The sequence below is a fragment of the Spirosoma litoris genome, assembly GCF_054776755.1.
The window spans coordinates 18,951-41,519 of record NZ_BAAHBI010000070.1; the positions used below are offsets into that span (position 1 = coordinate 18,951).

Here is a 22,569-nt window from a genome sequence, read left to right on the forward strand (position 1 = left end):
ATAAGGTATTCAAAATTAGGCTAAATTCTAGTTTGGGCGTATAAACTATGCCTTCTTGATTCTCAAATGTGTTCTCAGATTGGTTTTTAAAGGCTTTACCTAACTTCTGACAACTTGTTTATATTTATGTATATACACCGTTAAATAAATTCATAGTCCATCTGTTAACTAAAATCAAATATCAATGTCTATCAGTCATATATATATATTTATTTTGTAAACTTAAGCTAACCCATAATTAACGATTTATCATGCAGGTCTCTTTAACCGACGAAGAGATGATTCGGCAGTATTTACCTACTCAGCCCGATCATTGCTTCGAAGCTCTCTATAACCGGTATGTCAAGAAAGTATACCGCCGGTGCCTGTCAATGACTAACGACTCAGTCCAGGCGGAAGATTTCACCCACGATATTTTCTTAAAGGTATTTAATAAACTGGATGCCTTTCAACAACGATCCAGCTTTTCGACCTGGCTTTATTCCATCGCTTACAATTACTGCGCCGACCAGATCAAACTAGCCAAACGATTACCAACCACCACGCTGGAAGGAAGTCAGGATTGGTACAAAACAGAACCGTTGGAGGCCCAGTTACACGAAGAAACACTCCAGGTTGTCAGGCAGGCCATGGATACCCTGTCGATTGAAGAGCGTAAGTTATTGCGTTTAAAATATGAAGACAACATGAGTATTGAAGAAATTGCTCAGTTGTATGGACTCAAGCTCAGTGCGGTTAAAATGAGACTGAAACGAAGCCGGGAAAAAGTGCACCGGTTATGTGCACAACAGTATCACGGATAGGCCACTATTTTTTTATCTATTTTTATAGTCAAACTTGTCCAATTTAGATTCTAGAGATTCTTTTGGTTCTAATTGATAGTTTATACGTTGATTATCAATAGAACATAGTCAATAGAATCTGACAGAATCAACAGGGATCTAATTTGGTAAAGCACTAGTGACCACTTGATACCGCTACCGCCTAAAGGAATATTAGTAATTAACACAACTAACAAGGCCAGACATATCGCATATGTCTGGCCTTGTTAGTTGGGGCTTATACAGTAATCAGGGCATTCTTACCAGAAAACCCCGCTATGTAATTGATAACGGCTCTAAAAATCAAAAGCCGCTTCCGTAAAAGCGGCTTAGAACTCATCTATAGGCAACAGGACTCGCAAGCCCCGGAAGAAATTCAGAAGGGTACGCTTAGAACAAGTTTTTAATATCGATTCGACGGTGCAAATGCTCTTCATCTTTAAAGGGCAACATCACCATAACCCGGCCTTGTTCATGAACAGCTTCGATATGATCGGCGTCGATGAACGACGGAATATCCAGAACCCGTAGGAACATAGGTACAGCCAATCGTTGACTGGTGCCTCCTTCCTGACGTTCAGACGTACTCACTAGTAACGTATAGAGAACGAGTTTGCTACCCTCGACCAACACATTAAATGAATTAGCCTTTACACCTGGAGCCGATAAGGTAATGATTAAGCGTTCATCTTCTCGCTCAACATTCATGGTGGTCTGACTCGCCCCACCATATAGGGTATTCAGCAAGTCGATCTGACCACCGGTTCCCTTAAACACGTTTTCTATCGTTTTCATAGTGGATGTTGTTTTACTGCTTAATTCAATTCATTTATTTCTTAGACAAACGTCGTGCCCAATGGATTAATCCTATTTTATAAGTCAGGATGTCAGTTAAAAAAGCCTTATTTTCGACAGTATATGCCGTTTTGACACAAGAGAAGGGCATTCTGACAGTTTTGCGAGTTTATGTACGTACTGAGAATAGTGTTGCGATTTATGGTCTCTGTGGGGTTCTCTTTCTACACTTTGCCACAGTCGATTTGGTACTAAAAACCTGACGTTCCTGCCGTATCTTTGCTAGATCATGCATATCAAAGTTGGAACTCGAAGCAGCCGACTAGCCATCTGGCAGGCCGCTTACATACAAACGTTACTTCACCAAGCGGGCTTGACCTCTGAGTTGGTGCTTATTGAAACCAAAGGTGATCTGGTCCTCGACCGCTCACTCGCGAAGATTGGCAGCAAAGGTGTATTTACGCAGGAGTTGGAAGACCAGCTACGCGACGGTACGATCGATATTGCGGTTCACAGTGCAAAAGATCTTCCCTCAAACCTACCGAACGATCTGGCTATTATTGCTTTTACCGAACGCGAACTGGCCAACGATGTGCTCGTTAGCCGGAATAAAGACATATCTCTTACAAGTGGACAGCCTTTCCGAATTGGCACCTCATCGACACGCCGAGTGGCTATGCTGAAGCATTATTGCCCCCATTTGACAACCGTCGATATGCGTGGCAATTTGCAAACCCGGATTCGTAAACTCGACGAAGGCCAATGCGACGCTCTGTTGCTCGCTTATGCCGGTATTCACCGAATGGAATACGACGATCTGATTGTTGAACATTTACCCATTACCGAATTTACGCCCGCTGTTGGTCAGGGAAGCGTCGCAATTGAAGTGGCTACTTCTTTAGATAGCGAAGTAGCAGAAACCCTCACCCGAATCATTAATCACGAGCCAACTGCCGCCTGCTTACGGGCCGAACGGGCCTTTCTGGCCAGACTCGAAGGAGGATGCAGCATTCCATCGTTCGCACTGGCTCAATGGACCAACGAACAGACCATTAGCCTAACGGGTGGTCTAGTTAGTCTGGATGGCAGCCAGCTACTTCGCGAAACCTTTACAGGCACATCTCCAGAAGCATCACAGCTTGGTCATTCGCTGGCCGAGAGCATTCTGGAACGTGGGGGCGACGAATTATTACAGCAAATCCGCCAACAACTATGACGATAAAAATTGCCCAATCCGACGCTGATATTCGGCGCTGCATTCCCGCCATGCTGGCTTTACGGTCGCACCTGACACCCGAAGAGGCTTTTGAGCGAATCCGTTCGCAACAGGCGACCGATGGCTTTGTGCTTGCATTTGTGGAGCCTGAGAATCCAGACGATACGGTGCCTGCCGTAACGGGCTATCGGTACCTGAATTTTCTGTACAGCGGCAAGACGCTTTACATCGACGATCTGTCGACGTTACCCGAAGCACGTGGCAAAGGATATGCGGGCGCTTTAGTCGATTTTGTGATTGATCAGGCGAAACAGTCGGGTTGCCAATGTGTGTCGCTCGATTCTGGACAGAACCCAGCGCGTTACGATGCCCACCGATTATATCTGAACAAACGATTCAATATTGCCAGCCACCATTTCAAGCTGGATTTATAATGATTTTTTAAACACAAAGAACGCGGAGAGAAGCGCAAAGGACGCAGAGAAATCCTTTCTTTGTAGATCGTAATTCGTCCCTCGTAAATCGTAATTCGTTTAGTATGAATCTTTTCCGAATTAGTTGGAGTAATCTAAAAGATAAGCCCCTTAGCAGTTTTCTGAGTGGGCTACTGATGACGTTTGGCATCACGATTATTTCGCTGCTGCTATTGCTGAATAAGCAACTAGACGATCAGTTTCGGAAAAATATCAAAGGCATCGATATGGTGCTGGGTGCCAAAGGAAGCCCACTCCAACTGATTCTATCGAGCATCTATCAGATCGATTCGCCAGTGGGCAATATTCCACTCGACGAGGCCGAACGACTGACGCGCAACCCGATGATCAAAACGGCGATTCCCCTCTCAATGGGCGACAATTACCGCTCGTTTCGGATTGTGGGAACGAACAAAAAATACCTCGATCACTTCGAGGCTACCGTGGCGCAGGGCAAAATGTTCCAGCAGAATCTGGAAGTCGTCATCGGGCCTCGGGTAGCCGCTGTTACAGGGTTAAAAATTGGAGACACGTTCTCGGGATCACACGGTCTAGATCAGGATGGCGAAGTACACGCCGACACCAAGTACAAGGTTGTTGGTATTCTGAACGCAACCAATACCGTTACCGATCAGCTCATCCTGACGCCCCTTTCGAGTATATGGGCCATCCACGATCATGGTCATGAAGAGGGCGGAGAACATCATGAGGAAGGCGAAACGCACGAAGATCATGAGGAAGAAGGCCATGAAGAGGCCCCGCGTGAGATCACGAGTATGCTCATTAAGTTCCGGAATCCGATGGGTATGATGCTGGCGCGTGGCATCAACACCAACTCGAAACTTCAGGCAGCCTTGCCGAATATTGAAATCAACCGATTGTTTTCATTGCTGGGTGTAGGTGTCGAAACCTTGCGGGGATTGGCTATCGTGATTATGCTTATTTCAGGCATCAGCGTATTTGTGTCGCTGTACAATTCGCTGAAAGAACGACGCTATGAAATGGCACTGATGCTATCGATGGGTGCCACACGTGCACAACTATTTGGTATGCTCCTGCTCGAAGGACTAGTACTTGCCCTGATTGGTTTTGGATTGGGAATCCTGGTCAGCCGAGTTGGCTTGTGGCTATTTTCAAACAGTGTTTCCGAAGACTATCATTACAACTTAGCCTCGTTTGGTATTCTGCCCGAAGAATGGATTTTGTTAGGTGTCGCCATTCTAATCGGCTTAGTGGCCGCTGCCCTGCCCGCTATAGGCGTCTACCGCATGAACATCTCCCGAACGCTGGCAGAAGAATAAGGAGATGTATGATGTAGGGTGTAGGGTGTATGATATATGATGTAGCTAACGCGAAAGCAATACATTATATATCATACACCCTACATCTTCCCCTATCCTATTACATTATAAATAACAACCGGTTCGGCTTTGTTTTTCAGCTTCACTTCGCCGATACGTTCGCAGGTGAACGATTCGGCAATTTCCTGCTGAGCGGTTTCTGTAATCACAATTTGACCAGGTTGCGCTGCCGATTGCAACCGCTGAGCCGTGTTAACAGCATCGCCGATTACGGTATAATCCAATCGACGGAGGGTTGTGGAGCCAATATTTCCCGACACCATCTCGCCCGTATTGATCCCGATCGATACTTGTGGATGATAATCGGGATTACTTGCCAGACTATCTTTGAGTGTAGCAATTTGTGTTCGCACGGCCAAAGCGGCTTCGACGGCCCGGTCGAAGTGGTATTCGCCCCGGAAAACAGCCATGACGGCATCGCCCATAAACTTATCGACGTAGCCCCCCTGCCCGATAATTTCCTTAACCATCACATCGAAGTAGCGATTGACTAACCGAACAACCGTATCGGGAGATTCACGCTCTGAAATCGCCGTAAATCCACAGATGTCAATAAACAGGACGGTAGCGACGACGGTTTCGCTGGCCGACAGAGACGTTTCAAATTCGGGCTTGTTCATAAACGTCAGCACCGATTCATCGACATACATCCGAAGAATGTTGTTCTCTTTGATCGCCTGCAACGTTTGACGGAGTTGCTTAATATACTCCATCGTTTTTTCCATGGTCAGTTCCAGATCTTCGAAATTGACCGGTTTGGTCACGAAATCAAAGGCACCCCGGTTCATAGCTGTGCGGATATTATCCATGTCGCCATAAGCCGACACGATTACCGCTTTAAGCATTGGGTTATTTTCCTGCAACTTAATCAACAGCGTCAGGCCATCCATGCCCGGCATGTTGATGTCCGTCAGCACCATATCTGTATCAGGCTGATCTGCGAGCATTTCCAGCGCTTCGACGCCATCATGGGCAAAAATGAATTCGTATTTCTTTTCTCGAATCTGTCTTCGAAACTTTTGCTTAATCAGCAATTCAAGGTCCGTTTCGTCATCAACCACCAATATCTTGGCATTCATGCTAAATCGTTCAGTTTTTGTTTGAGAACCGTAAAGTCGAGTGGTTTTGTCAGAAAATCGTTGGCTCCCAATTTCACGGCCTGCTCCTGCGACTCAGGGTCGCCATAAGCTGTAATCATCATAACAACGGGTGGCGGAGGAGTCTTAAAATCCTCCCGGATGTGGCGTAATAACTCAAAGCCACTCATACCCGGCATGTTGATATCGGATAGAATCAATATCACTTCCGATGAATGACTAGCCAGGTAGGTAAGAGCCTCTTCGCCAGAATTAGCGAAGTCTAACTTCAATTCTGAATTTCGAATTTCGCGACGAAACCGCTGGAGAAACAAATCTTTTACGTCTAGTTCATCGTCGACCACTAAAACTTTCATCATAACACGGGAAGGGTATAAATCAAAGATAGAAATTTTGCCTCAGGCATCAACCTATCCAGCACATTAGGGCTAGCACAACAACAAATTTAACACGGTCTTGCGGTCAAAAGGCACGCTTTTTCGAGATACCGACTTTCTGGACTGACTTCGGGCGGTATGTTCTAGAAAATGTTGTACTAGATTTGTAAACTTACTGCCAAACAACCGCTACTCATGTCTCCATTATCGCAAGAGACCCGCATTAACCCACAAGGTAGTAAGCTCTCGGCTACGCCAGAATCGGAACTTCCGCCCTTCAATAAACAAAAAAAAGACAAGGAGAAGAAAGCGAGCAAAGGTGTAGAAACCTTATTTCGCACTACCATGTCGAACCATATGAAGCTTAGCGAGATGGCCGACCGAAAAGCGAACCTGATGATTTCGATCAACGCCATCCTCATTTCCATCACCATTTCTACTTACGCCCGAAAATTCGACGCACCCGCCAATCTCCTTATCCCGAGCTTACTGTTGCTGGCAGTTTGTCTGGTTACAATTATTGTTTCGCTGCTGGCGACGAACCCCACCATTTCGCTAATAAAGAAACGAGGAAATGTGGAGGACGACCGCCCAATTGATCTCCTGTTTTTTGGTTACTACTCCCAGCTTTCCGGCAGCGAGTATCGCCAGAAACTGCGTACACTACTCGGTAACGACGATGACCTCTACAACAGTCTGATTGACAACATATATGCCCAGGGTCAGGTGTTGTCCCGAAAATACCGATTGCTCAAATTTGCCTACCAGTTTTTCATGATTGGCTTCTCGATTGTCGTCATCTCGGCTGTCGTCGCCTTGATCACTACTTATTATAACTAACCCCTCGGGAACTCTTAACCGCAATACCCAACTTGGCATTCTGCCTAAATGTAGTCTGGGCTAGCATTGGCTTATTAATCAGCGCATAGAAATCATCGAGGTACTTGAGCGTCCGCTTTACGTATCCCTTATCCAGGCGACTATCGTTCTGATACAAGGCATACATTTGCGGTTTTACCTGGTTGAACTTGTCAAAGACCTTCTGAAAAACGTCCATCGAATAAACCGGCCCTCGGTAGACGCGTTCCCTCACCGAAATAATATCAAGCTGCTCGGAAGGCTTGGCATAGGATGTCTCCACAATTCCGGCGTGGTCAAAGTCATAAGGCACGGGTAACGAGCTGGATATACCATTCGCAAACAGCCGGATGTTGTGTAAATAAGGCACCGACCAGTCGGTGTTGCCAATCATATATTCAAACACCGCCACCGTAGCCATACTGAGCGTATCGGCATAACCCATATTTGTTTGCTTCAGCGTATTGGCTGTAACCCCGTTTCGCTTAGCCAGATCGCCCTCATCTTCGAGAAGACAGCCCCAACGGGTTTCGGGAGAACGTTTACCCAACGAATCGACATACGTAACCCGAACCAGTTGGGTACGAAAGCTTAAATCAGTCAGTAAATTATAAAGCTTATAAACCAGATGCTCCCGCACTATCCATTCGTCAAGCTGGCAATGCGTAACCAGTTTCAGCTTATTCTGATTCGCGAACAGCGTATTTTTTACCTTCTTCTTCGGAAAGTTTACCAGCAAAGGTGGGAAGGAACAATTCACCTTACTACGCCGGAAATTACCCCGTACTTTCAGGGTAAGCGGAATACTATCCGTTTTACTACCGTCCTTATAACTTAAAACAGCAGGATGAGCATCTGTCTTTTCACCTCTATCCTTCATCAGCGCGCGCAGATTGGCCGTTAAGATGAATTCCAAGCCATCCTCACGATCAAATAGGAGCGTCGACTTTTCGGAGTTGACAGCCCCCGCCTTCGACTTTAATGAGGCTTTTATGCTATCCTGAGCAGTAGCAACAACACTAGTTGCTAAGAAGGTCGCCAATACGAGCAGGCCAAAAAGACAGTGTTGTTTCATGTTTTTTTATGCAATAGAACGACGATTTTTAAGATTACTATAACAATTCAGGATGATTGGTAAAATAGATGTTCTTAGTAGCGATTAAGCTGATGAATAAAGTATAAGAAGAAGTTATTTTATAAACCCCTACCCTTCCAGATCGCCCATTTACAAATCGAGTTGATCATAAAATCAGCGGTATTTTGCTAGCGCATCCTCTGTCTGTGTCTTCACAGACAGAGGATGCAGGATAAAATGGGCCGTATTTTGTGTGACCCCATCGGGGTCGCACCGGGCAGCGAATACTTTAATCTAATCCTGCTTGACTGCTTTCCAGAAAGCGAGAATCACGAAAATACCTCCAATAAAAACCATCAGGCTTGCTTATTTAACAGCAGCAGGTGGAGTTAGATACTTCGCCAGAAATCGGTAAATCTCCTCGCGTGACTCACGGGCCAGCTTGGTATCCAGCCGATTAAAGCTATGTCCGCCGGGTGCATCCTGATAAATCTTATACTCGAACTTTTTCTCGTGCGCTTTTAAGGCATTAATCAACGATTCCACTTCCAGCACATTTACATCTTCGTCGTTCGTATTGGTATGAATCAACAAGGGCGTTTTTAGCTTCTGAGCATTCCAGACCGGAGATCGGCGACGGTATTCAGCGACATTATCCGATGGGTCTTTCCCAATATGCGTAGCTGCCGAAAATATGGTGCGGTAACTAGCTGGCTTATAACCTAATCGGGCAATAATGTCGGAGACGGGAACACCCGCATAAGCCACTTTGTAATCTTCGGGATGGTCGAAAATATTCATCAATGAAATCATACCACCGTGACTCCAGCCGATGATGCCTACACGGTCGGCGTCAACTTGCGGCATGTTTTCAACAGCCCAGCGTTTTCCGGCTAATACGTCATCGTTTTCATAATCACCGTAGTCGATTTGGTTGTAGAACGTTCCGCCATAACCAACGCTACCCCGGTATTCAGGGGCCAGAATCATGTATCCCTGATCGATTAATTCACGAACCACATGTGCGTACAGCGTACTAAAATCGCCGTGAATACCATCGTGTACAAAGATGAGAAGCGGCAATTTTTTAGCCGATGCAAACTTCCGGGAAACAAACGTATACGCTGGAATTACGACCGGATTGTTAGCGCCTTGCCCTGTCGGATTTTTAATTACATGGGGTGGCTTGCTGGCATACCGAACCTTATCGATAATGGCCACATCGCCCAATTTCTGATACCATAATAAATCATCGACGCTTTTGGCTAAACTCTGATCGGCAAAGCGTTGATTTTCTTCTAACTGCCGAACGCGTTCGCTTACATCCGTTTGGGCTGGTGGGGTTGCTTGAGAAGGGGGAGCTTGTCCAAAACTAGTGAGCTGAATGAGGAAGGTAAATAATGCAACGAGATACAGGTTGTACATAAGTTAGTTGATTAAGTTATTGGCAAAATACTATTGTTTCTGCCTAAGCTCCATCATCTAATCTGTATCTTAAGCAGGAAGGGAAATTACGAATTTTGTGCCTTCTCCCGCCTTACTTTCAACGGTTAATGTGCCGTTATGTCCTTTAGTTACAATATCATACGCCAATGACAACCCTAAGCCGGTACCCTCGCCGGTGGGTTTGGTTGTAAAAAAGGGCTGGAATATTTTTTGCAGCACCGATTCTGGAATACCCGTCCCGTTGTCGCTCACGGTAATCACGGCCTGATTACCCATTTTTTTTGTCGAAACCAGTACGGTAGGTTGATAGGGCTCGGGGCGAGACGAGGCATGACCTGTCTCTACGATCTGGCGTTGGTTTACGGCATAGAACGCATTGGTGAACAGGTTCAAAAATACACGCCCGATGTCCTGAGAAATAACGTTAACCTCACCTAATGACGTGTCAAAATCCGTCTTCAACGTGGCATTGAATGTTTTGTCTTTGGCTCGCAAGCCGTGATAAGCTAATCGCAGGTATTCGTCAGCCAACGCGTTTATATTGGTTGGCTCTTTATGCCCCGTGCTTTTGCGGGAATGTTCCAGCATTCCTTTTACAATAGCCGATGCACGATTACCGTGTTGACTGATTTTGTGAAGATTGTTTGTCAAATCGGTTAACAGCTCATCTTCTAGTTCTTCGTCCCGGTCAGGCCCTTTCTTTCGCTCTTCCCTTACTTCCTGAACCAGTTCTACAGATACTTCCGAAAAGTTATTAACGAAATTGAGTGGATTCTGAATTTCGTGGGCAATCCCGGCAGTAAGCTCCCCTAACGAAGCCATCTTTTCGCTTTGAATCAGTTGATTCTGTGTCGATTTCAATTCGGCCAGTGCCTGGTTTGTCTGGTCTCGCTGGGCCTGAATTTCGGCTTTTTGCTGTTGTAAAATAGAATTCGCTTTCTGCTTCTGGCGATTATTACGATACATCAGAAAAAGCACCCCCAATACTAAGCCTATGCCAATAAGTGCTCCGAACAGCAATTGCCGTTGCCGTTGTGCCATGGCCATTTGCAACGCTTTGTCTTTTTTCAACAGAGCAATTTGCGTTTGCTTTTCGGCCAGGCCGTAGTTGTATTGAAGGAGTGCCAGTTGCTGCTGCGTATTTCTTCCAGACAGCGTATCAACATAAGCAATGTATTTTTGCTGAGCAGCGTACGCTTCGGCATACTTATGTTGGGCAGCATACACTTCCGCCAGGATCTCATTGGCATCTCGGGATGATTCCCTATTTCCAATTTGCCGACTTAATTGCCAGCTGCGAAGACCATACTCCAGCGCCTTATCAGGTTGATTTTTTTTAAGGTAGCCCCGAGCCAATACGGTCTGAGTCCAGACAACCACTTCCGTTTCCGGTATTTTTGTTAATACGGTCAACGCGCGATGGGCTGTACGAAGTGCCTCATCGTAGTTTCCCTGCGCTACATAAGCGGCTGCCAGATTGCTTTCAGCCTGAGCCGCCAAACGAGGCCTATTCAATGCCTGCGCCAATCGGATTGCCTTATCATAATAACGCTCGGCCCGGTCAAAATCTCCCTGAAGCCGATAGAGTTCCCCGAAGCCATTCAACGATCGGCAAATTCCTTCCTGGTCATTTGCCCGTTCGAACAGTTGAATAGCCGACGACAAAACCGTTAACCCTTGCTGATAGTCGGCCAAAGTAATATATAACGTAGCCAGACGGGCTGTCGTGGTGGAGAGCACCTTCAGGTTACCGGATTTTTCGGCAAGTCGCTGAGCCTGTAAGTCGTGCGTGAGCGCCAATACATAATCGCCCCGTTGCGTATAAAACCAACCGATCTGGCTCAGTACACGCGCCAGGCCGATCCGGTCGTTCAGGCGTTTAAACAACGACAACGCTTCGTTTAAATACGGAAGCGTTTTATGGAAATCTCGATACGTATCATGTCCAATCCCTAGCTCATAGAGCGACATAGCTTCGCCCCACTGATACTGGAGTTTTCTGGATAAAGTCAGTGCTTCCTGCGCCAGCGCAACGGTCTGTTTGGGATCATCACTCCGAACTAAATAGGCCAACTCATTCAGCCGATTCACCCGAACGGTATCTGCCTGGAGATGCTGGGCGAGTTGCGTTTGCAATGCCGTCCGCAATGAGTCCTGCGCCTGTAGACTCGTTACGCTCAGCCAGACTAACAGACTAACTAACAGTGGGCGAATTGGCATAAGCGTTCGTGTCAACCCGATTATCAGGCTGGCAATGTTATGGTAAATGTTGTTCCTTCTCCTTCCTTACTCGCTACCTCCAACGTTCCACTATGCCCTTTGGTTACAATATCATAGGCTAATGACAGTCCTAAACCAGTGCCCTCACCCGTCGGTTTAGTCGTAAAAAAGGGCTGGAAAATCTTTTGTTGCACCGCTTCTGGAATACCCGTCCCATTATCACTAACCGTAACGACGGCTTCTTCGTTGGCACAACGGGTACTGATCGTTACTGTGGGTTGATAACCAGCGTCCTCCCCTTTCTTCTGACGCTGCTGCACGGCATAAAAGGCATTGGTAAACAGGTTCAGTAACACCCGGCCAATGTCCTGAGGAATCATGCTGATTTCGCCCAGCGAGGTATCGAATTCCGTCTTCAATGTGGCATTGAACGTCTTGTCTTTGGCCCGCAAACCGTGGTAAGCCAATCGCAGATATTCATCGGCCAGCGCATTCAAATCGGTTGGTTCACGCTGACCCGTGCTGGCTCGGGAATGCTGGAGCATGCCTTTAACGATAGACGAAGCTCGCCCACCATGATGACTAATTTTCTGAAGATTCTGTTTGAGGTCCGTCAGTAGTTCTGCTTCCAGTTCGTGGTCACGATCCGATTTGGCTTGCTCTTCGGTCAATTCATCAATAAGCTCAATACTGACCTCCGAGAAGTTATTAACGAAATTGAGTGGATTCTGGATTTCGTGAGCAATTCCGGCGGTGAGTTCTCCTAGCGACGCCATTTTCTCGCTCTGAATCAGTTGGTTCTGCGTCGCTTTTAATTCGGTAACCGTTTGCTCCAGTTCTTCTTTCTGCCGGGTAATTTCGGCCGTTCGTTCGGCAACCAGGTATTCCAGCTCGTTCTTCTTTGCCTCGATAATTCGCCGTTTCTCAAGCTCCTTTTCATGCTCCAACTGCGCTTTGGCTAACGACTTTTTCTGGTTGTTGGCAATAACTACAAACGTAATAAACCAGATGATGGCGAAGGTAGAGGTCGCATCGACATAGTCGTCGTTGGCTTTATAGAATTTAGGCGCTAAATGCTCTAGTAAATCCTTAAAAATGAGGACGAAGGCATAGGGGCCAATCGCCAATAGCAGCGTTCGGGCAGGGCGGAATTCATAAAGTTGGGCGATGGTATAGACGATCGAAAAAATAATGATCAGCTCGTACCAGATTAGCCAGGGATCTGGAAATATCTCGCCGAGCGCCATCAGAATGAGCCCCGTATACCAGGTCTGCTTTAGGTATCTATCCCAGTCGGGAAGCCGTTTTTCCGTCTCCAGAAACCGCCGGAGATAGCGAATTACGGTAGCAGCCAGACCAATCGCTATAAATGATTCCCCATCATGCCAATTCATACCTGCTCTTTGTTAGTATTGACCGATTGACGAGCAATGAGTTCGTTCTGCCGACGAATGCGCCCCGATAAACTTCTGACAATACTCCGTAATACTTCGCCCCGCTCTTCCATCAGGTCGAAGAAATCGTCCTGATCGATCCGCAGTAGCCGAATATCCGTAACGGCTTCGGCGGTAGCGGATCGGGATTCGGTGTCCAGCAAAGCCAGTTCACCAAAGAAATCTCCTCGTCCAAAGCGAGCTAACTCCGTTTCGCCATCCAGAATCACCACTTCGCCCGAGTAAATTACATACATACCAGAGCCCAGGTCGCCTTTATGAAAAATGGTTTCGCCTGCCGGATGCTGCTCTTCTTTCATAATCGGTGTTATGCTGGCCAGCACATTTTCGGGCGTTTGCGAAAATAGGCTGGTTTGCGCTAATAGCAGTACACGGTCGTAGGCGGCAATCTGGTCGGTCGAATGGGTTGAATGGCTCATAAGTAAAGGAGATAAGGCGGAGAAACGAGAGGCTAGCGCTTGATAAGCTACCGACGCTTCGTTGGTAGGCATACTTCGCAAGACAACACTCACTGTCCAGGACGAAAATAGTTGCTCGCCCATGCGCAGGATAAACGTCCGAATCGATTCAGACTCATGAAACGCCCCTAGTTCAACATCAAGAATACGAACCTTTTCGGACCGGGGCAAATCGTCGACCAGCACTTGCAGAGTTTGGTAGGTGGCTCTTGGAATCAGATTGTCGAGCATTTCGAGCGCATTGGCCCGACGCTCACGAGCAGGATGGCTAATTCCCATACGCGCTCCGGCAATCGTATCGGAATCATAGAGTTGCGTCAGAATATCAAACAATCGCTGAAGCACGACCGATAATTCATAATCAAGCGTTTCGGTCAAATCAGCATCCGTCAAACTCCCGTGCAGCAGTCGCTGGGCCAGCAAAACCTCCTCATGCATCAACGCGCGGAATATGGCATCATCGTCGGGCTCGTTCGGGAAACGCCGTAAGGCTCGCAGCGCTACGCCACGAACCTGCAAATCAGGCTCCTGCGCTAACTCATTCAGAAGATGGCGGCTTTCGGGCGAATAAATAGCCCCACAAATGGCCGCTATCCGCTCCAGCACCAACTGATCTTTTGTGGCCTGCCGAACCCGGCGCAAGGCAGGAATTAGTTCAGGGCCACGCGCTTTCAAGGCCTGAACAACAGCCCGGCCAATGGTTTCATGCGTTAAATTATCCAGCAAGTATTGAGTAAGCTCCTTATTCGACAGATGGCCAGCCGCCGAGATGGCTGCTTTTTTCACATCGGGTGTTGAACTGGTTAGTCGTTCACGAACAATCGGAGCAAAATCATTCAAACGTAAAGCGGCAATTAGGTTCAGCGCCAGTTGTTGATGAGCAGGATCTTTATCAGTAGCCAATTGCCGTAAGCTGGCCTGAGCTGGCGAATCATGTGGATTTAGCTCCAAAACACCTTTAATTGCACCCAGCCGAATATTCAGATCTGTATGATTGATAAGCGGAGCCAGCTCCGAGGGTTCCACGTTTATGCGACGTCCTAACAGGTACGACGCCTGTTGCCGCAAAGCTGGCTCAGAATCGGCCAGTGCAATATGCGTTAACTGCCGAATCGGCGCTGGTTGATTCGAATGGGCTATGGTGGCTAATGTTCGTCGGCGCACATTAGCATCTATGTGCGTCAGTAACGCCGGAATCCGCTGACTCAGTTCGCTGGGTTTATGGGCATCGAGCCAGCCAATGGCCACTAGCACGTCTTCTGGCTTCGGGCTCTGCAATTGCTGAATCAGGCTTGCCTGAGCCACGGTAGGCATAGCCAATTGATCGCTCTCCAGAAACCGACGCCCAATGGCATCATTCAGTTCAAGTAAGTACCGTTTATAGGTATGCTGCAACAGCCAGATAGCCCCGGCCAGCAAGGCAAGCCAAACCAGCGCCCCACCCGATTCGAGCGTGGTGTGAAAAACAAAAATCAGAAAGCCCGCTACTCCTAATCCGACTGGCTCATATAAACCTTTGGCCAGCGTATGGCCTTTCAGCCGTTGTGGCGGCAATAGAGGCTGGAACAAGACAAGGAATACAGGATCGAACAAGGCCCGACGGGCCACCTCAAAAACTAAATAAAGACCACAGAAATAAACGAGCAATACGGTCTCGCTCGTGGCGGTATAGTGCATCACAATCAGACCAGCCAGGCCAATCAAAGCGACCCAGGGTAGAACCAGCAAGGAGCGTTGCACACCAAATTTATCGAGTACCTGCCTCGACAGAAGCAGTTTGACCAACATGGCTACGCCATACGTCAGGGCTAATACATAGCTCACATACCGAATGACATCCGTTTGGTCATGAAATCGGTGCTTTACGTTGATGAAGAAATTGTATTCAATTTCAGTGGCCACGGCGGCTAGTACAGCCAGGCTCAAACACATGTAGAAAATAAGCTCGCTGCCCCCAAATCGCTTCCCAATCAATCGGGAGGGCTCACGACCAACGGCACGATCGGAACGGTGCGGAGCATGTACATCGTGCGATTGGATCGTTAGATGAACAATATAAAGTGCTGCCAGAAACGCTCCAAAGGCCACGATCAGAAGTCGCAGTACATCGGCATGAGCATGCACCAGAGCCGCCAGAATAGCCCCAAGCGCTTTGGCGGGCATATCGCCCGAACTGATTACGCCAAACAAGCGCTTACTCTGCCGCGTATCGAATACAACCGCCGAGACACCCCAGAATTCAAGATTTGTTAATAAATAAATGATTCGGTAGCCCGTCATAATGGCCACGGCAGCGACCACCGAATGCCCCACAATCACTAATATTCCGACCACCACTGTCATGACCACAGCGGCCAGCAGCACCCGCACCGCCAGACTTCGCAAAGCCAGATGATGCTCGTAATACGCATATATTCTGCCTACGCCAATCATACCCAAAGCAGCAACCACATAGGCCACAGGCAGACTCGTTTCGGGGTGATTTTCAAGCAAAATGGCATTGGAGGCTACATAAATCAGAATAGTACCAATGCCTAACAGGAAATTATGAATAAAAAACAACCTCACTGTTCGACCTTCTTCCGGTCGAATCCCCAGGGCGCGCTGCCATCGGTGAGTTGATGAAGTAGTAGGTTGGTAGGTAACGTCGGGACCAACGGTCATAAGCAGATTTCGGACACGATTTATCGTCAAATATACACAGCCATCGATCAGAAGACGACTCCACACGAGCTAATATGACTTTTGGTTTAACCGAAAAGTGCTTTAAAATCCCTTATTGTGTGTCTTCTATTGAATCTATCTGGCTAGCTAAAATGAGATGACTTTTCCTAATCATACCTTACGCTACTGGATTGATTGTTGCTGGCACATAACGACCAATACTTTGTTTTGAAAAATCTATTTTTGGTAATAAAATTAAAATTTTAGTTGTTGTATACCTAAAGGAGCGATTATCAGCCATCAGTAGGATAAAAACAATAAGTTTTGGGCAAACTCTGAAACTGAATACGCTACCTTTGCAAGTCAAAAACAACGACGAGTCACCCGTCATGGATCAGTACTCATATATAGCCAATTCCGATGCGGCTTACGTAGATCAACTCTACCAGGCTTATAAGCAGGACCAGCAATCTGTTGATGAAAGCTGGCAGCAATTTTTTAAAGGATTTGAATTTTCTCTGACCTACGGAGAAGGTTCAAATGGAAAACCAGCCGGTGCAGCTCCAAATGGAGTTTCAGCAAACGGCAATGGACACGCTACGGCTACTAAACCAGTAGATGCCACTCACGCCGAAAAAGAAGTTTCGGTTGCCAGTTTAATTAAGGCATACCGGTCGCGAGGCCACTTACTGGCGAAAACCAACCCACTTAAAGCGCGTAAAGATCGGCAACCTCGTATCGATCTGCCGGATTATGCACTAACCGACGCCGATTTAGATACCGTATTTGACTCAGGTAAGCTGCTCGGCATTGGGCCAGCAACACTGCGCGTCATTATGGAATCGCTGCGCAAGATTTACGCGGGCGAGATTGGGTTCGAGTACATGTACATCCGCGAGCTGGATGTTAAAAACTGGCTGCGAAATAAAATTGAGAAAGAAGCGCTCGTTTTTGAGCCTTCGCTCGACGAGAAAAAACGCATTCTCGAAAAGCTCAATGAAGCCACCGTTTTCGAAAACTTCCTGGCCACAAAATACCTGGGTCAGAAACGGTTTTCGCTCGAAGGGGGCGAAGTAACGATCCCAGCGCTCGACGCAATCATTAGCCTATCTGCCGATATGGGCGTTGAGGAAGTAATGATCGGGATGGCACACCGGGGCCGCCTGAACGTACTGGCCAATATTCTGGGCAAATCGTACGAATCGATCTTCGACGGTTTTGAAGGAAACGTACCTGAAGAAGTTCATGGTGATGGCGACGTTAAATATCACCTGGGTTATTCGAGCCTGACCGAAACCAAATCGGGTAAGCAGATTAGTGTAAAGCTGGCTCCGAACCCATCGCACCTGGAAGCGGTGAACCCCGTTGTTGAGGGATTCGTACGGGCGCAAGCCGATGAAGAATATAAGGGCGACTTCACGAAAATAATGCCGATCCTGATTCATGGCGATGCCGCCGTGGCTGGTCAGGGTATTGTTTACGAAGTAACGCAGATGGCCAAACTGGCAGGTTACCAAACCGGCGGAACGGTCCATTTCGTGATTAACAACCAGATTGGTTTCACCACCGATTTCGAAGATGCTCGCTCGTCGATCTATTGTTCGGATATTGCCAAGATCGTTGATGCGCCTGTTTTCCACGTGAATGGCGACGACCCAGAAGCCGTTATTTTCTGCGCCAAACTGGCCGTTGAATTCCGGGAGAAATTCAAACGGGATGTATTTATCGATATGGTTTGCTACCGACGCTACGGACACAACGAGTCCGACGAGCCGAAGTTCACGCAGCCAACGATGTACAACATCATCGACAAACACCAGAACCCACGCGAAATCTACAAAGACCTGCTCATCAAGCGGGGCGATGTGGATGCCGAACTGGCCCAACGCATGGATACGGAGTTCAAAAAGCAATTGCAGGATCGGCTGGATCGCGTGAAGCAAAAAGCCGAGATTCCCTACAAACAACTTCGTCTGGACCGCGACTGGGCTTCGCTTCGTTTCAGTGAACCCGCTGATTTCGAAAAATCGCCCGAAACCGGTGTTCCTGCCGAAACGTTAGAAACGATCGGACAAGCACTAGTTAAGCTTCCAGAAGGGTTTAAACCCCTGAAGCAGATTGACAAGCTGCTGAAAGATCGGCAGACGATGTTGACGGATACCAAAATGGTTAACTGGGGCACGGCTGAGTTGCTGGCTTACGGTTCTATTTTGCTCGAAGGAAATCCCGTTCGGTTGAGTGGTCAGGACGTACAACGCGGTACGTTCTCACACCGTCATGCGGTATTGCACGACTCTGAAACAAACGAAACTTATTCATCGCTCGACTTTATTAAAGAAGGACAGCCGAAGTTTCAGGCCTACAACTCGCTCTTATCAGAGTATGGCGTATTAGGCTTTGAGTACGGTTATGCGATGGCAACACCGAATGCGCTGGTTATCTGGGAAGCTCAGTTTGGGGATTTCTCAAACGGCGCCCAATTGATTATCGACCAGTTCATTGCCGCTGCGGAATCGAAATGGGGGATTCAGAATGGCGTTGTCATGCTGTTGCCGCATGGCTATGAAGGACAAGGCCCTGAACACTCAAATGCTCGCCCTGAGCGGTATTTGCAGCTCTACGCGGAATACAATATGACCGTAGCCAACGTCACGACACCTGCCAACTTATTCCACATCATGCGTCGGCAACTGGCCTGGCCGTTCCGAAAACCGCTGGCCATCATGTCGCCTAAGTCGTTGTTGCGCCATCCGAAATGTGTGTCTCCGCTCGAAGATCTGACGAAAGGTTCTTTCCAGGAAATAATCGACGACAGCTATGCACAAGCGAAGAAAGTAAAACGTGTGCTGCTTTGCACGGGTAAAATCTATTATGACCTACTCGAAAAACAGCAAACCGATCAGCGCGACGATGTAGCCATTGTTCGGTTGGAGCAGTTAGCTCCACTGTCGAAGACACAATTAGAGGCTGTACTGGAAAAATACAAAAAAGCAGAACGATTCTGGGTACAGGAAGAACCCGAAAACATGGGTTACTGGACTTATCTGCTGCGTGTAGGCTTGAATCTGCCAATTATTTCGCGTAAAGCAGCGGCTTCACCCGCTACTGGTTATCCAAAAATCCATACTCAGGAACAAGCCGATATTGTTCGGAGAGCGTTTGAATAAAAATCAGTCGATAGTTGTTCATCAATAGTCATTAGTATTTTTGCTGCTCACTATTGCCTGACGACTATCGACTAACTACTAACTTATATGGCCGTTGACATGAAAATCCCTCCTGTGGGGGAATCCATTACCGAAGTAACCGTTGGCACCTGGTACAAAAAAGAAGGTGATCAGGTAAAAATGGACGATGTTCTTTGTGGACTCGACTCCGACAAGGCTACGTTTGAATTAACGGCCGAAGCAGATGGTATTCTGCATATTCTGGCTCAGGAGGGAGATGTCCTTCCGATTGGTGCCAGCATTTGTACAATTGATAATGGCGATGGCGCAGCAGTTCCGGCACCAACGGCCGAACCAGCCAAAGCCGAAGCTCCTAAACCTACAGAACAAGCAGCTCCGGCACCAGCTGCCGAGCCTGCGGCAGCGCCGGTTAGTAGCGCTTCGAATGTTATTGAAATGAAAGTTCCGGCTGTCGGTGAGTCGGTTACGGAAGTTACGATTGCTTCGTGGAGCAAAAAAGATGGTGATCAAGTCGCGCTTGACGAAGTGTTGTGCGAACTTGAATCCGATAAAGCCACGTTTGAACTCCCTGCCGAAGCTGCCGGAACGCTCCGGATTATGGCCCAGGCGGGTGAAACACTTCCAATTGGTGCATTAATTGCCAAAATCGAAGTAGGTGCGGGCGCTTCAACCCCAGCCGCTACACCAACTCCAGCAGTCAGCACACCTGTTGCTGAAACGCCTTCATCTAACGGCCAGAACGGCTATGCCGCTCATTACCCATCGCCAGCCGCGGCTAAAATTCTGGACGAAAAAGGGGTTAGTACCCAGCAAGTTCAGGGTAGTGGTGTTGGTGGTCGTATTACCAAGGAAGATGCCCTGAAAGCGTCGCCAGCCCCAGCACAGCCTGCCGCTCCTGCTGCCCAGCCAACAGCACCAAAACCTGTTACGCCAACTCCGGCACCTGCGCCAGCTCCTGTTGCAGCGGGTGGCCGCAATCAGCGTCGCGAGAAAATGACTTCGCTCCGTCGGACCATTGCCCGTCGGTTAGTAGCGGTTAAGAACGAAACGGCCATGCTGACTACCTTCAACGAGGTAGACATGAAGGCTGTAATGGACTTGCGGAATAAGTACAAAGACAAATTCAAGGAGAAAAACGGCGTCGGTCTCGGCTTCATGTCGTTCTTCACGAAAGCCGTTTGCGTAGCGCTGAAAGATTTCCCAGCGGTAAACGCTCAGATCGACGGCGATCAGATGGTGTTCAACGATTTCTGCGATATTTCAATCGCTGTTTCGACGGATCGGGGCTTAGTTGTTCCTGTCATTCGGAATGCTGAGCAGTTAAGTTTTGCCGGTATTGAAAAAGAAATCGTTCGTCTGGCTGGTCTGGCGCGTGATAACAAACTGACCATCGATCAGATGACCGGTGGTACGTTCACGATTACCAACGGTGGTACGTTCGGTTCGATGCTGTCAACGCCAATTATCAACGCTCCTCAGTCGGCGATTTTAGGTATGCACAACATCGTTGAGCGTCCTGTCGTCGTGAATGGCGAGATTGTAATCCGGCCAATCATGTATCTGGCCCTGTCGTACGATCACCGCATCATCGACGGTAAAGAGTCGGTTAGCTTCCTGGTTCGCGTGAAGCAAATTCTGGAAGATCCATCCCGTTTGCTGTTTGACATGTAATATTGGCTAAGTATAAAAAAGAAGTGGTGTCAAGTTTTCGAACCTGACACCACTTCTTTTTTATACTTAGCTATTCTTCCTCAACATAATCCAGGTCTTTCTTAAACGTCTCATCCAGAAACGTAAGGGCGATCAATGCAACAGCCAGCGTTAGAATACCTACCGTTAGCGCGCTATAAATTGTTCCCAGCGAGGGCTTTAAGAGTGTAAAGAGTGCACTTAGGGGAATGGTGGCTCCTCGAACAAAGTTAGGTATGGTCGTTGCTACAGTAGCCCGGAGATTGGTCCCAAACAGCTCTGCCGCAATTGTCACGAACAGTGTCCAGTAACCATTCGCGAAGCCAAGACAAACACAGACGACATAAAAGAGTGTTATATCTTTTATCGGAGCCAGTAAGTAGACAAGCATAAACACGAGCGAGACGAGCATAAATAGCCGAATAACGCGCTTCCGGCTTTGCATCGATTGGCTCAGTAACCCGCTTACAATATCTCCTAACACCTGTCCCGAAAACGTCAGCATAACCGCTTTTCCAGCGATGACCGGCGCACTCAGGCCAAGTGCCTTTCCAAACTCGGGAGAGAATGTGATCAGAATACCCACGACAAACCAGATCGGTAAGCCTACCAGAATACACTGAAGGTATTTGGCTAATCGCTGTTTGTCGGATACAAGCATGAGTATACTTCCTCGTGGCAAGACCCGTTGTTTGGCTTTTGCGAACATACCGGACTCCAGTACATTGAATCGCAGGACCAGGAGCAGCAGGCCCAAACCTCCACCAATAAAATAAGAGATTCGCCAATCGAACAGATCAGCGACAAAGTAAGCCAGAATCGCGCCTAATACGCCCATCGTAGCCACAAGTGTGGTACCATAGCCACGAATCTGCTTTGGCAAAATCTCTGTGACTAAAGTAATACCAGCCCCTAGCTCGCCCGCCAAGCCAACGCCAGCAATGAACCGCAACAGCGCGTATTGATCCAATGAGGTCACAAAACCATTGGCAATATTGGCCAGCGAATACAAGAGAATAGATCCAAAGAGTACCGAAAGTCGTCCTCGTTTATCGCCCAGAATACCCCAGAAAATACCACCAACGAGCATCCCGGCCATCTGGATATTGAGCAAATAAAGTCCTTCGCTGAGTAGCCGATCTCCGTCAAAATTCAGCGCTTTTAAACTCGGAACCCGAACAACGCTAAATAAAAACAGGTCGTACATATCCACCAGGTAGCCAAGGGCAGCTACCAGTACGGGCAATTGCATCAGTTGACTGATAACCGAACGGTCCGCTGCCGTTGATTCAGGCGTCATTAAGGGCTTCATCGATTAGGAATAAGGGAGAATCGTAGACAACTTTTCTGTCATCCCTCCTGATGTCGGGATGACAG

Annotated in this window: 16 protein-coding genes; 7 read left to right on the forward strand and 9 right to left on the reverse strand. The window is 47.7% G+C overall.

What is annotated here, in order from left to right; translation table 11 throughout:
- Positions 1-251 precede the first annotated feature (251 nt).
- Positions 252-803: an RNA polymerase sigma factor gene (locus ACYVGR_RS33000; RefSeq protein ID WP_460964493.1), complete on the forward strand. Its 552-nt coding sequence runs from the start codon at positions 252-254 to the stop codon at positions 801-803.
- A gap of 408 nt (positions 804-1,211) precedes the next feature.
- Here the strand turns inward: ACYVGR_RS33000 and ACYVGR_RS33005 are convergent, their stop codons facing one another.
- Positions 1,212-1,616: an Hsp20/alpha crystallin family protein gene (locus ACYVGR_RS33005; protein WP_460964494.1), complete on the reverse strand. Its 405-nt coding sequence runs from the start codon at positions 1,614-1,616 to the stop codon at positions 1,212-1,214.
- A 289-nt stretch (positions 1,617-1,905) separates the two neighbouring features.
- On the opposite strand from ACYVGR_RS33005, the gene hemC reads away from it, so the two are divergent.
- From hemC to ACYVGR_RS33020, 3 genes are all read left to right on the forward strand, one after another.
- Positions 1,906-2,832 carry a hydroxymethylbilane synthase gene (gene hemC, locus ACYVGR_RS33010; protein ID WP_460964496.1) on the forward strand — a complete coding sequence of 309 codons (927 nt, stop codon included), beginning with the start codon at positions 1,906-1,908 and terminating at the stop codon, positions 2,830-2,832.
- Positions 2,829-3,266, forward strand: a complete 438-nt coding sequence (locus tag ACYVGR_RS33015; protein ID WP_460964498.1) for a GNAT family N-acetyltransferase — start codon at positions 2,829-2,831, stop codon at positions 3,264-3,266. The genes hemC and ACYVGR_RS33015 overlap by 4 nt, the downstream gene beginning before the upstream one ends.
- A gap of 104 nt (positions 3,267-3,370) precedes the next feature.
- Positions 3,371-4,606, forward strand: a complete 1,236-nt coding sequence (locus ACYVGR_RS33020) for an ABC transporter permease (protein ID WP_460964500.1) — start codon at positions 3,371-3,373, stop codon at positions 4,604-4,606.
- A 92-nt stretch (positions 4,607-4,698) separates the two neighbouring features.
- Here the strand turns inward: ACYVGR_RS33020 and ACYVGR_RS33025 are convergent, their stop codons facing one another.
- Both ACYVGR_RS33025 and ACYVGR_RS33030 read right to left on the reverse strand, forming a co-directional pair.
- A complete protein-coding gene (locus ACYVGR_RS33025) occupies positions 4,699-5,745 on the reverse strand; it encodes an adenylate/guanylate cyclase domain-containing protein (RefSeq protein WP_460964502.1) in 1,047 nt (348 codons plus the stop codon).
- On the reverse strand, positions 5,742-6,122 hold the full coding sequence (locus ACYVGR_RS33030; RefSeq protein ID WP_460964503.1) for a response regulator: 381 nt from the start codon (positions 6,120-6,122) through the stop codon (positions 5,742-5,744). Before ACYVGR_RS33030 ends, ACYVGR_RS33025 begins: the two co-directional genes overlap by 4 nt.
- Before the next feature lie 213 nt (positions 6,123-6,335).
- On the opposite strand from ACYVGR_RS33030, the gene ACYVGR_RS33035 reads away from it, so the two are divergent.
- A complete protein-coding gene (locus ACYVGR_RS33035; RefSeq protein ID WP_460964505.1) occupies positions 6,336-6,980 on the forward strand; it encodes a Pycsar system effector family protein in 645 nt (214 codons plus the stop codon).
- On the opposite strand, the gene ACYVGR_RS33040 is transcribed toward ACYVGR_RS33035, so the two are convergent.
- From ACYVGR_RS33040 to ACYVGR_RS33060, 5 genes are all read right to left on the reverse strand, one after another.
- Positions 6,964-8,073 (reverse strand): hypothetical protein, encoded by a 1,110-nt coding sequence (locus ACYVGR_RS33040; RefSeq protein WP_460964507.1) that lies wholly within the window; start codon positions 8,071-8,073, stop codon positions 6,964-6,966. The genes ACYVGR_RS33035 and ACYVGR_RS33040 overlap by 17 nt on opposite strands.
- Positions 8,074-8,439: 366 nt before the next feature.
- Positions 8,440-9,498 carry an alpha/beta hydrolase family protein gene (locus tag ACYVGR_RS33045; protein ID WP_460964509.1) on the reverse strand — a complete coding sequence of 353 codons (1,059 nt, stop codon included), beginning with the start codon at positions 9,496-9,498 and terminating at the stop codon, positions 8,440-8,442.
- A gap of 69 nt (positions 9,499-9,567) precedes the next feature.
- On the reverse strand, positions 9,568-11,739 hold the full coding sequence (locus ACYVGR_RS33050) for a tetratricopeptide repeat protein (RefSeq protein ID WP_460964511.1): 2,172 nt from the start codon (positions 11,737-11,739) through the stop codon (positions 9,568-9,570).
- A gap of 23 nt (positions 11,740-11,762) precedes the next feature.
- Positions 11,763-13,133: an ATP-binding protein gene (locus ACYVGR_RS33055; RefSeq protein ID WP_460964513.1), complete on the reverse strand. Its 1,371-nt coding sequence runs from the start codon at positions 13,131-13,133 to the stop codon at positions 11,763-11,765.
- On the reverse strand, positions 13,130-16,381 hold the full coding sequence (locus tag ACYVGR_RS33060; RefSeq protein ID WP_460964515.1) for a cyclic nucleotide-binding domain-containing protein: 3,252 nt from the start codon (positions 16,379-16,381) through the stop codon (positions 13,130-13,132). Before ACYVGR_RS33060 ends, ACYVGR_RS33055 begins: the two co-directional genes overlap by 4 nt.
- Positions 16,382-16,704: 323 nt before the next feature.
- Here ACYVGR_RS33060 and ACYVGR_RS33065 point away from each other — a divergent pair, with 323 nt between their 5' ends.
- Together ACYVGR_RS33065 and odhB are read left to right on the forward strand one after the other, a co-directional pair.
- Positions 16,705-19,482 (forward strand): 2-oxoglutarate dehydrogenase E1 component, encoded by a 2,778-nt coding sequence (locus ACYVGR_RS33065; RefSeq protein ID WP_460964517.1) that lies wholly within the window; start codon positions 16,705-16,707, stop codon positions 19,480-19,482.
- 87 nt (positions 19,483-19,569) lie between these two features.
- Entirely contained in the window at positions 19,570-21,174 is a 1,605-nt protein-coding gene (gene odhB, locus ACYVGR_RS33070) for a 2-oxoglutarate dehydrogenase complex dihydrolipoyllysine-residue succinyltransferase (protein ID WP_460964519.1), read from the forward strand.
- A 70-nt stretch (positions 21,175-21,244) separates the two neighbouring features.
- Here odhB and ACYVGR_RS33075 read toward each other — a convergent pair whose 3' ends face one another.
- Complete coding sequence (locus tag ACYVGR_RS33075; protein ID WP_460964520.1) at positions 21,245-22,504, reverse strand: MFS transporter; 1,260 nt, start codon at positions 22,502-22,504, stop codon at positions 21,245-21,247.
- Positions 22,505-22,569: the final 65 nt, after the last annotated feature.

Excerpts from the sequence above, each read along its gene's own strand:
- ACYVGR_RS33065 (WP_460964517.1), top strand. The coding sequence starts at position 16,705 with ATGGATCAGTACTCATATATAGCCAATTCCGATGCGGCTTACGTAGAT.
- ACYVGR_RS33075 (WP_460964520.1), bottom strand. The coding sequence starts at position 22,504 with ATGAAGCCCTTAATGACGCCTGAATCAACGGCAGCGGACCGTTCGGTT.
- odhB (WP_460964519.1), top strand. The coding sequence starts at position 19,570 with ATGGCCGTTGACATGAAAATCCCTCCTGTGGGGGAATCCATTACCGAA.
- ACYVGR_RS33035 (WP_460964505.1), top strand. The coding sequence starts at position 6,336 with ATGTCTCCATTATCGCAAGAGACCCGCATTAACCCACAAGGTAGTAAG.
- ACYVGR_RS33020 (WP_460964500.1), top strand. The coding sequence starts at position 3,371 with ATGAATCTTTTCCGAATTAGTTGGAGTAATCTAAAAGATAAGCCCCTT.
- ACYVGR_RS33005 (WP_460964494.1), bottom strand. The coding sequence starts at position 1,616 with ATGAAAACGATAGAAAACGTGTTTAAGGGAACCGGTGGTCAGATCGAC.
- ACYVGR_RS33025 (WP_460964502.1), bottom strand. The coding sequence starts at position 5,745 with ATGAATGCCAAGATATTGGTGGTTGATGACGAAACGGACCTTGAATTG.
- ACYVGR_RS33000 (WP_460964493.1), top strand. The coding sequence starts at position 252 with ATGCAGGTCTCTTTAACCGACGAAGAGATGATTCGGCAGTATTTACCT.
- ACYVGR_RS33050 (WP_460964511.1), bottom strand. The coding sequence starts at position 11,739 with ATGCCAATTCGCCCACTGTTAGTTAGTCTGTTAGTCTGGCTGAGCGTA.
- hemC (WP_460964496.1), top strand. The coding sequence starts at position 1,906 with ATGCATATCAAAGTTGGAACTCGAAGCAGCCGACTAGCCATCTGGCAG.
- ACYVGR_RS33015 (WP_460964498.1), top strand. The coding sequence starts at position 2,829 with ATGACGATAAAAATTGCCCAATCCGACGCTGATATTCGGCGCTGCATT.
- ACYVGR_RS33030 (WP_460964503.1), bottom strand. The coding sequence starts at position 6,122 with ATGATGAAAGTTTTAGTGGTCGACGATGAACTAGACGTAAAAGATTTG.
- ACYVGR_RS33040 (WP_460964507.1), bottom strand. The coding sequence starts at position 8,073 with ATGAAACAACACTGTCTTTTTGGCCTGCTCGTATTGGCGACCTTCTTA.
- ACYVGR_RS33045 (WP_460964509.1), bottom strand. The coding sequence starts at position 9,498 with ATGTACAACCTGTATCTCGTTGCATTATTTACCTTCCTCATTCAGCTC.
- ACYVGR_RS33055 (WP_460964513.1), bottom strand. The coding sequence starts at position 13,133 with ATGAATTGGCATGATGGGGAATCATTTATAGCGATTGGTCTGGCTGCT.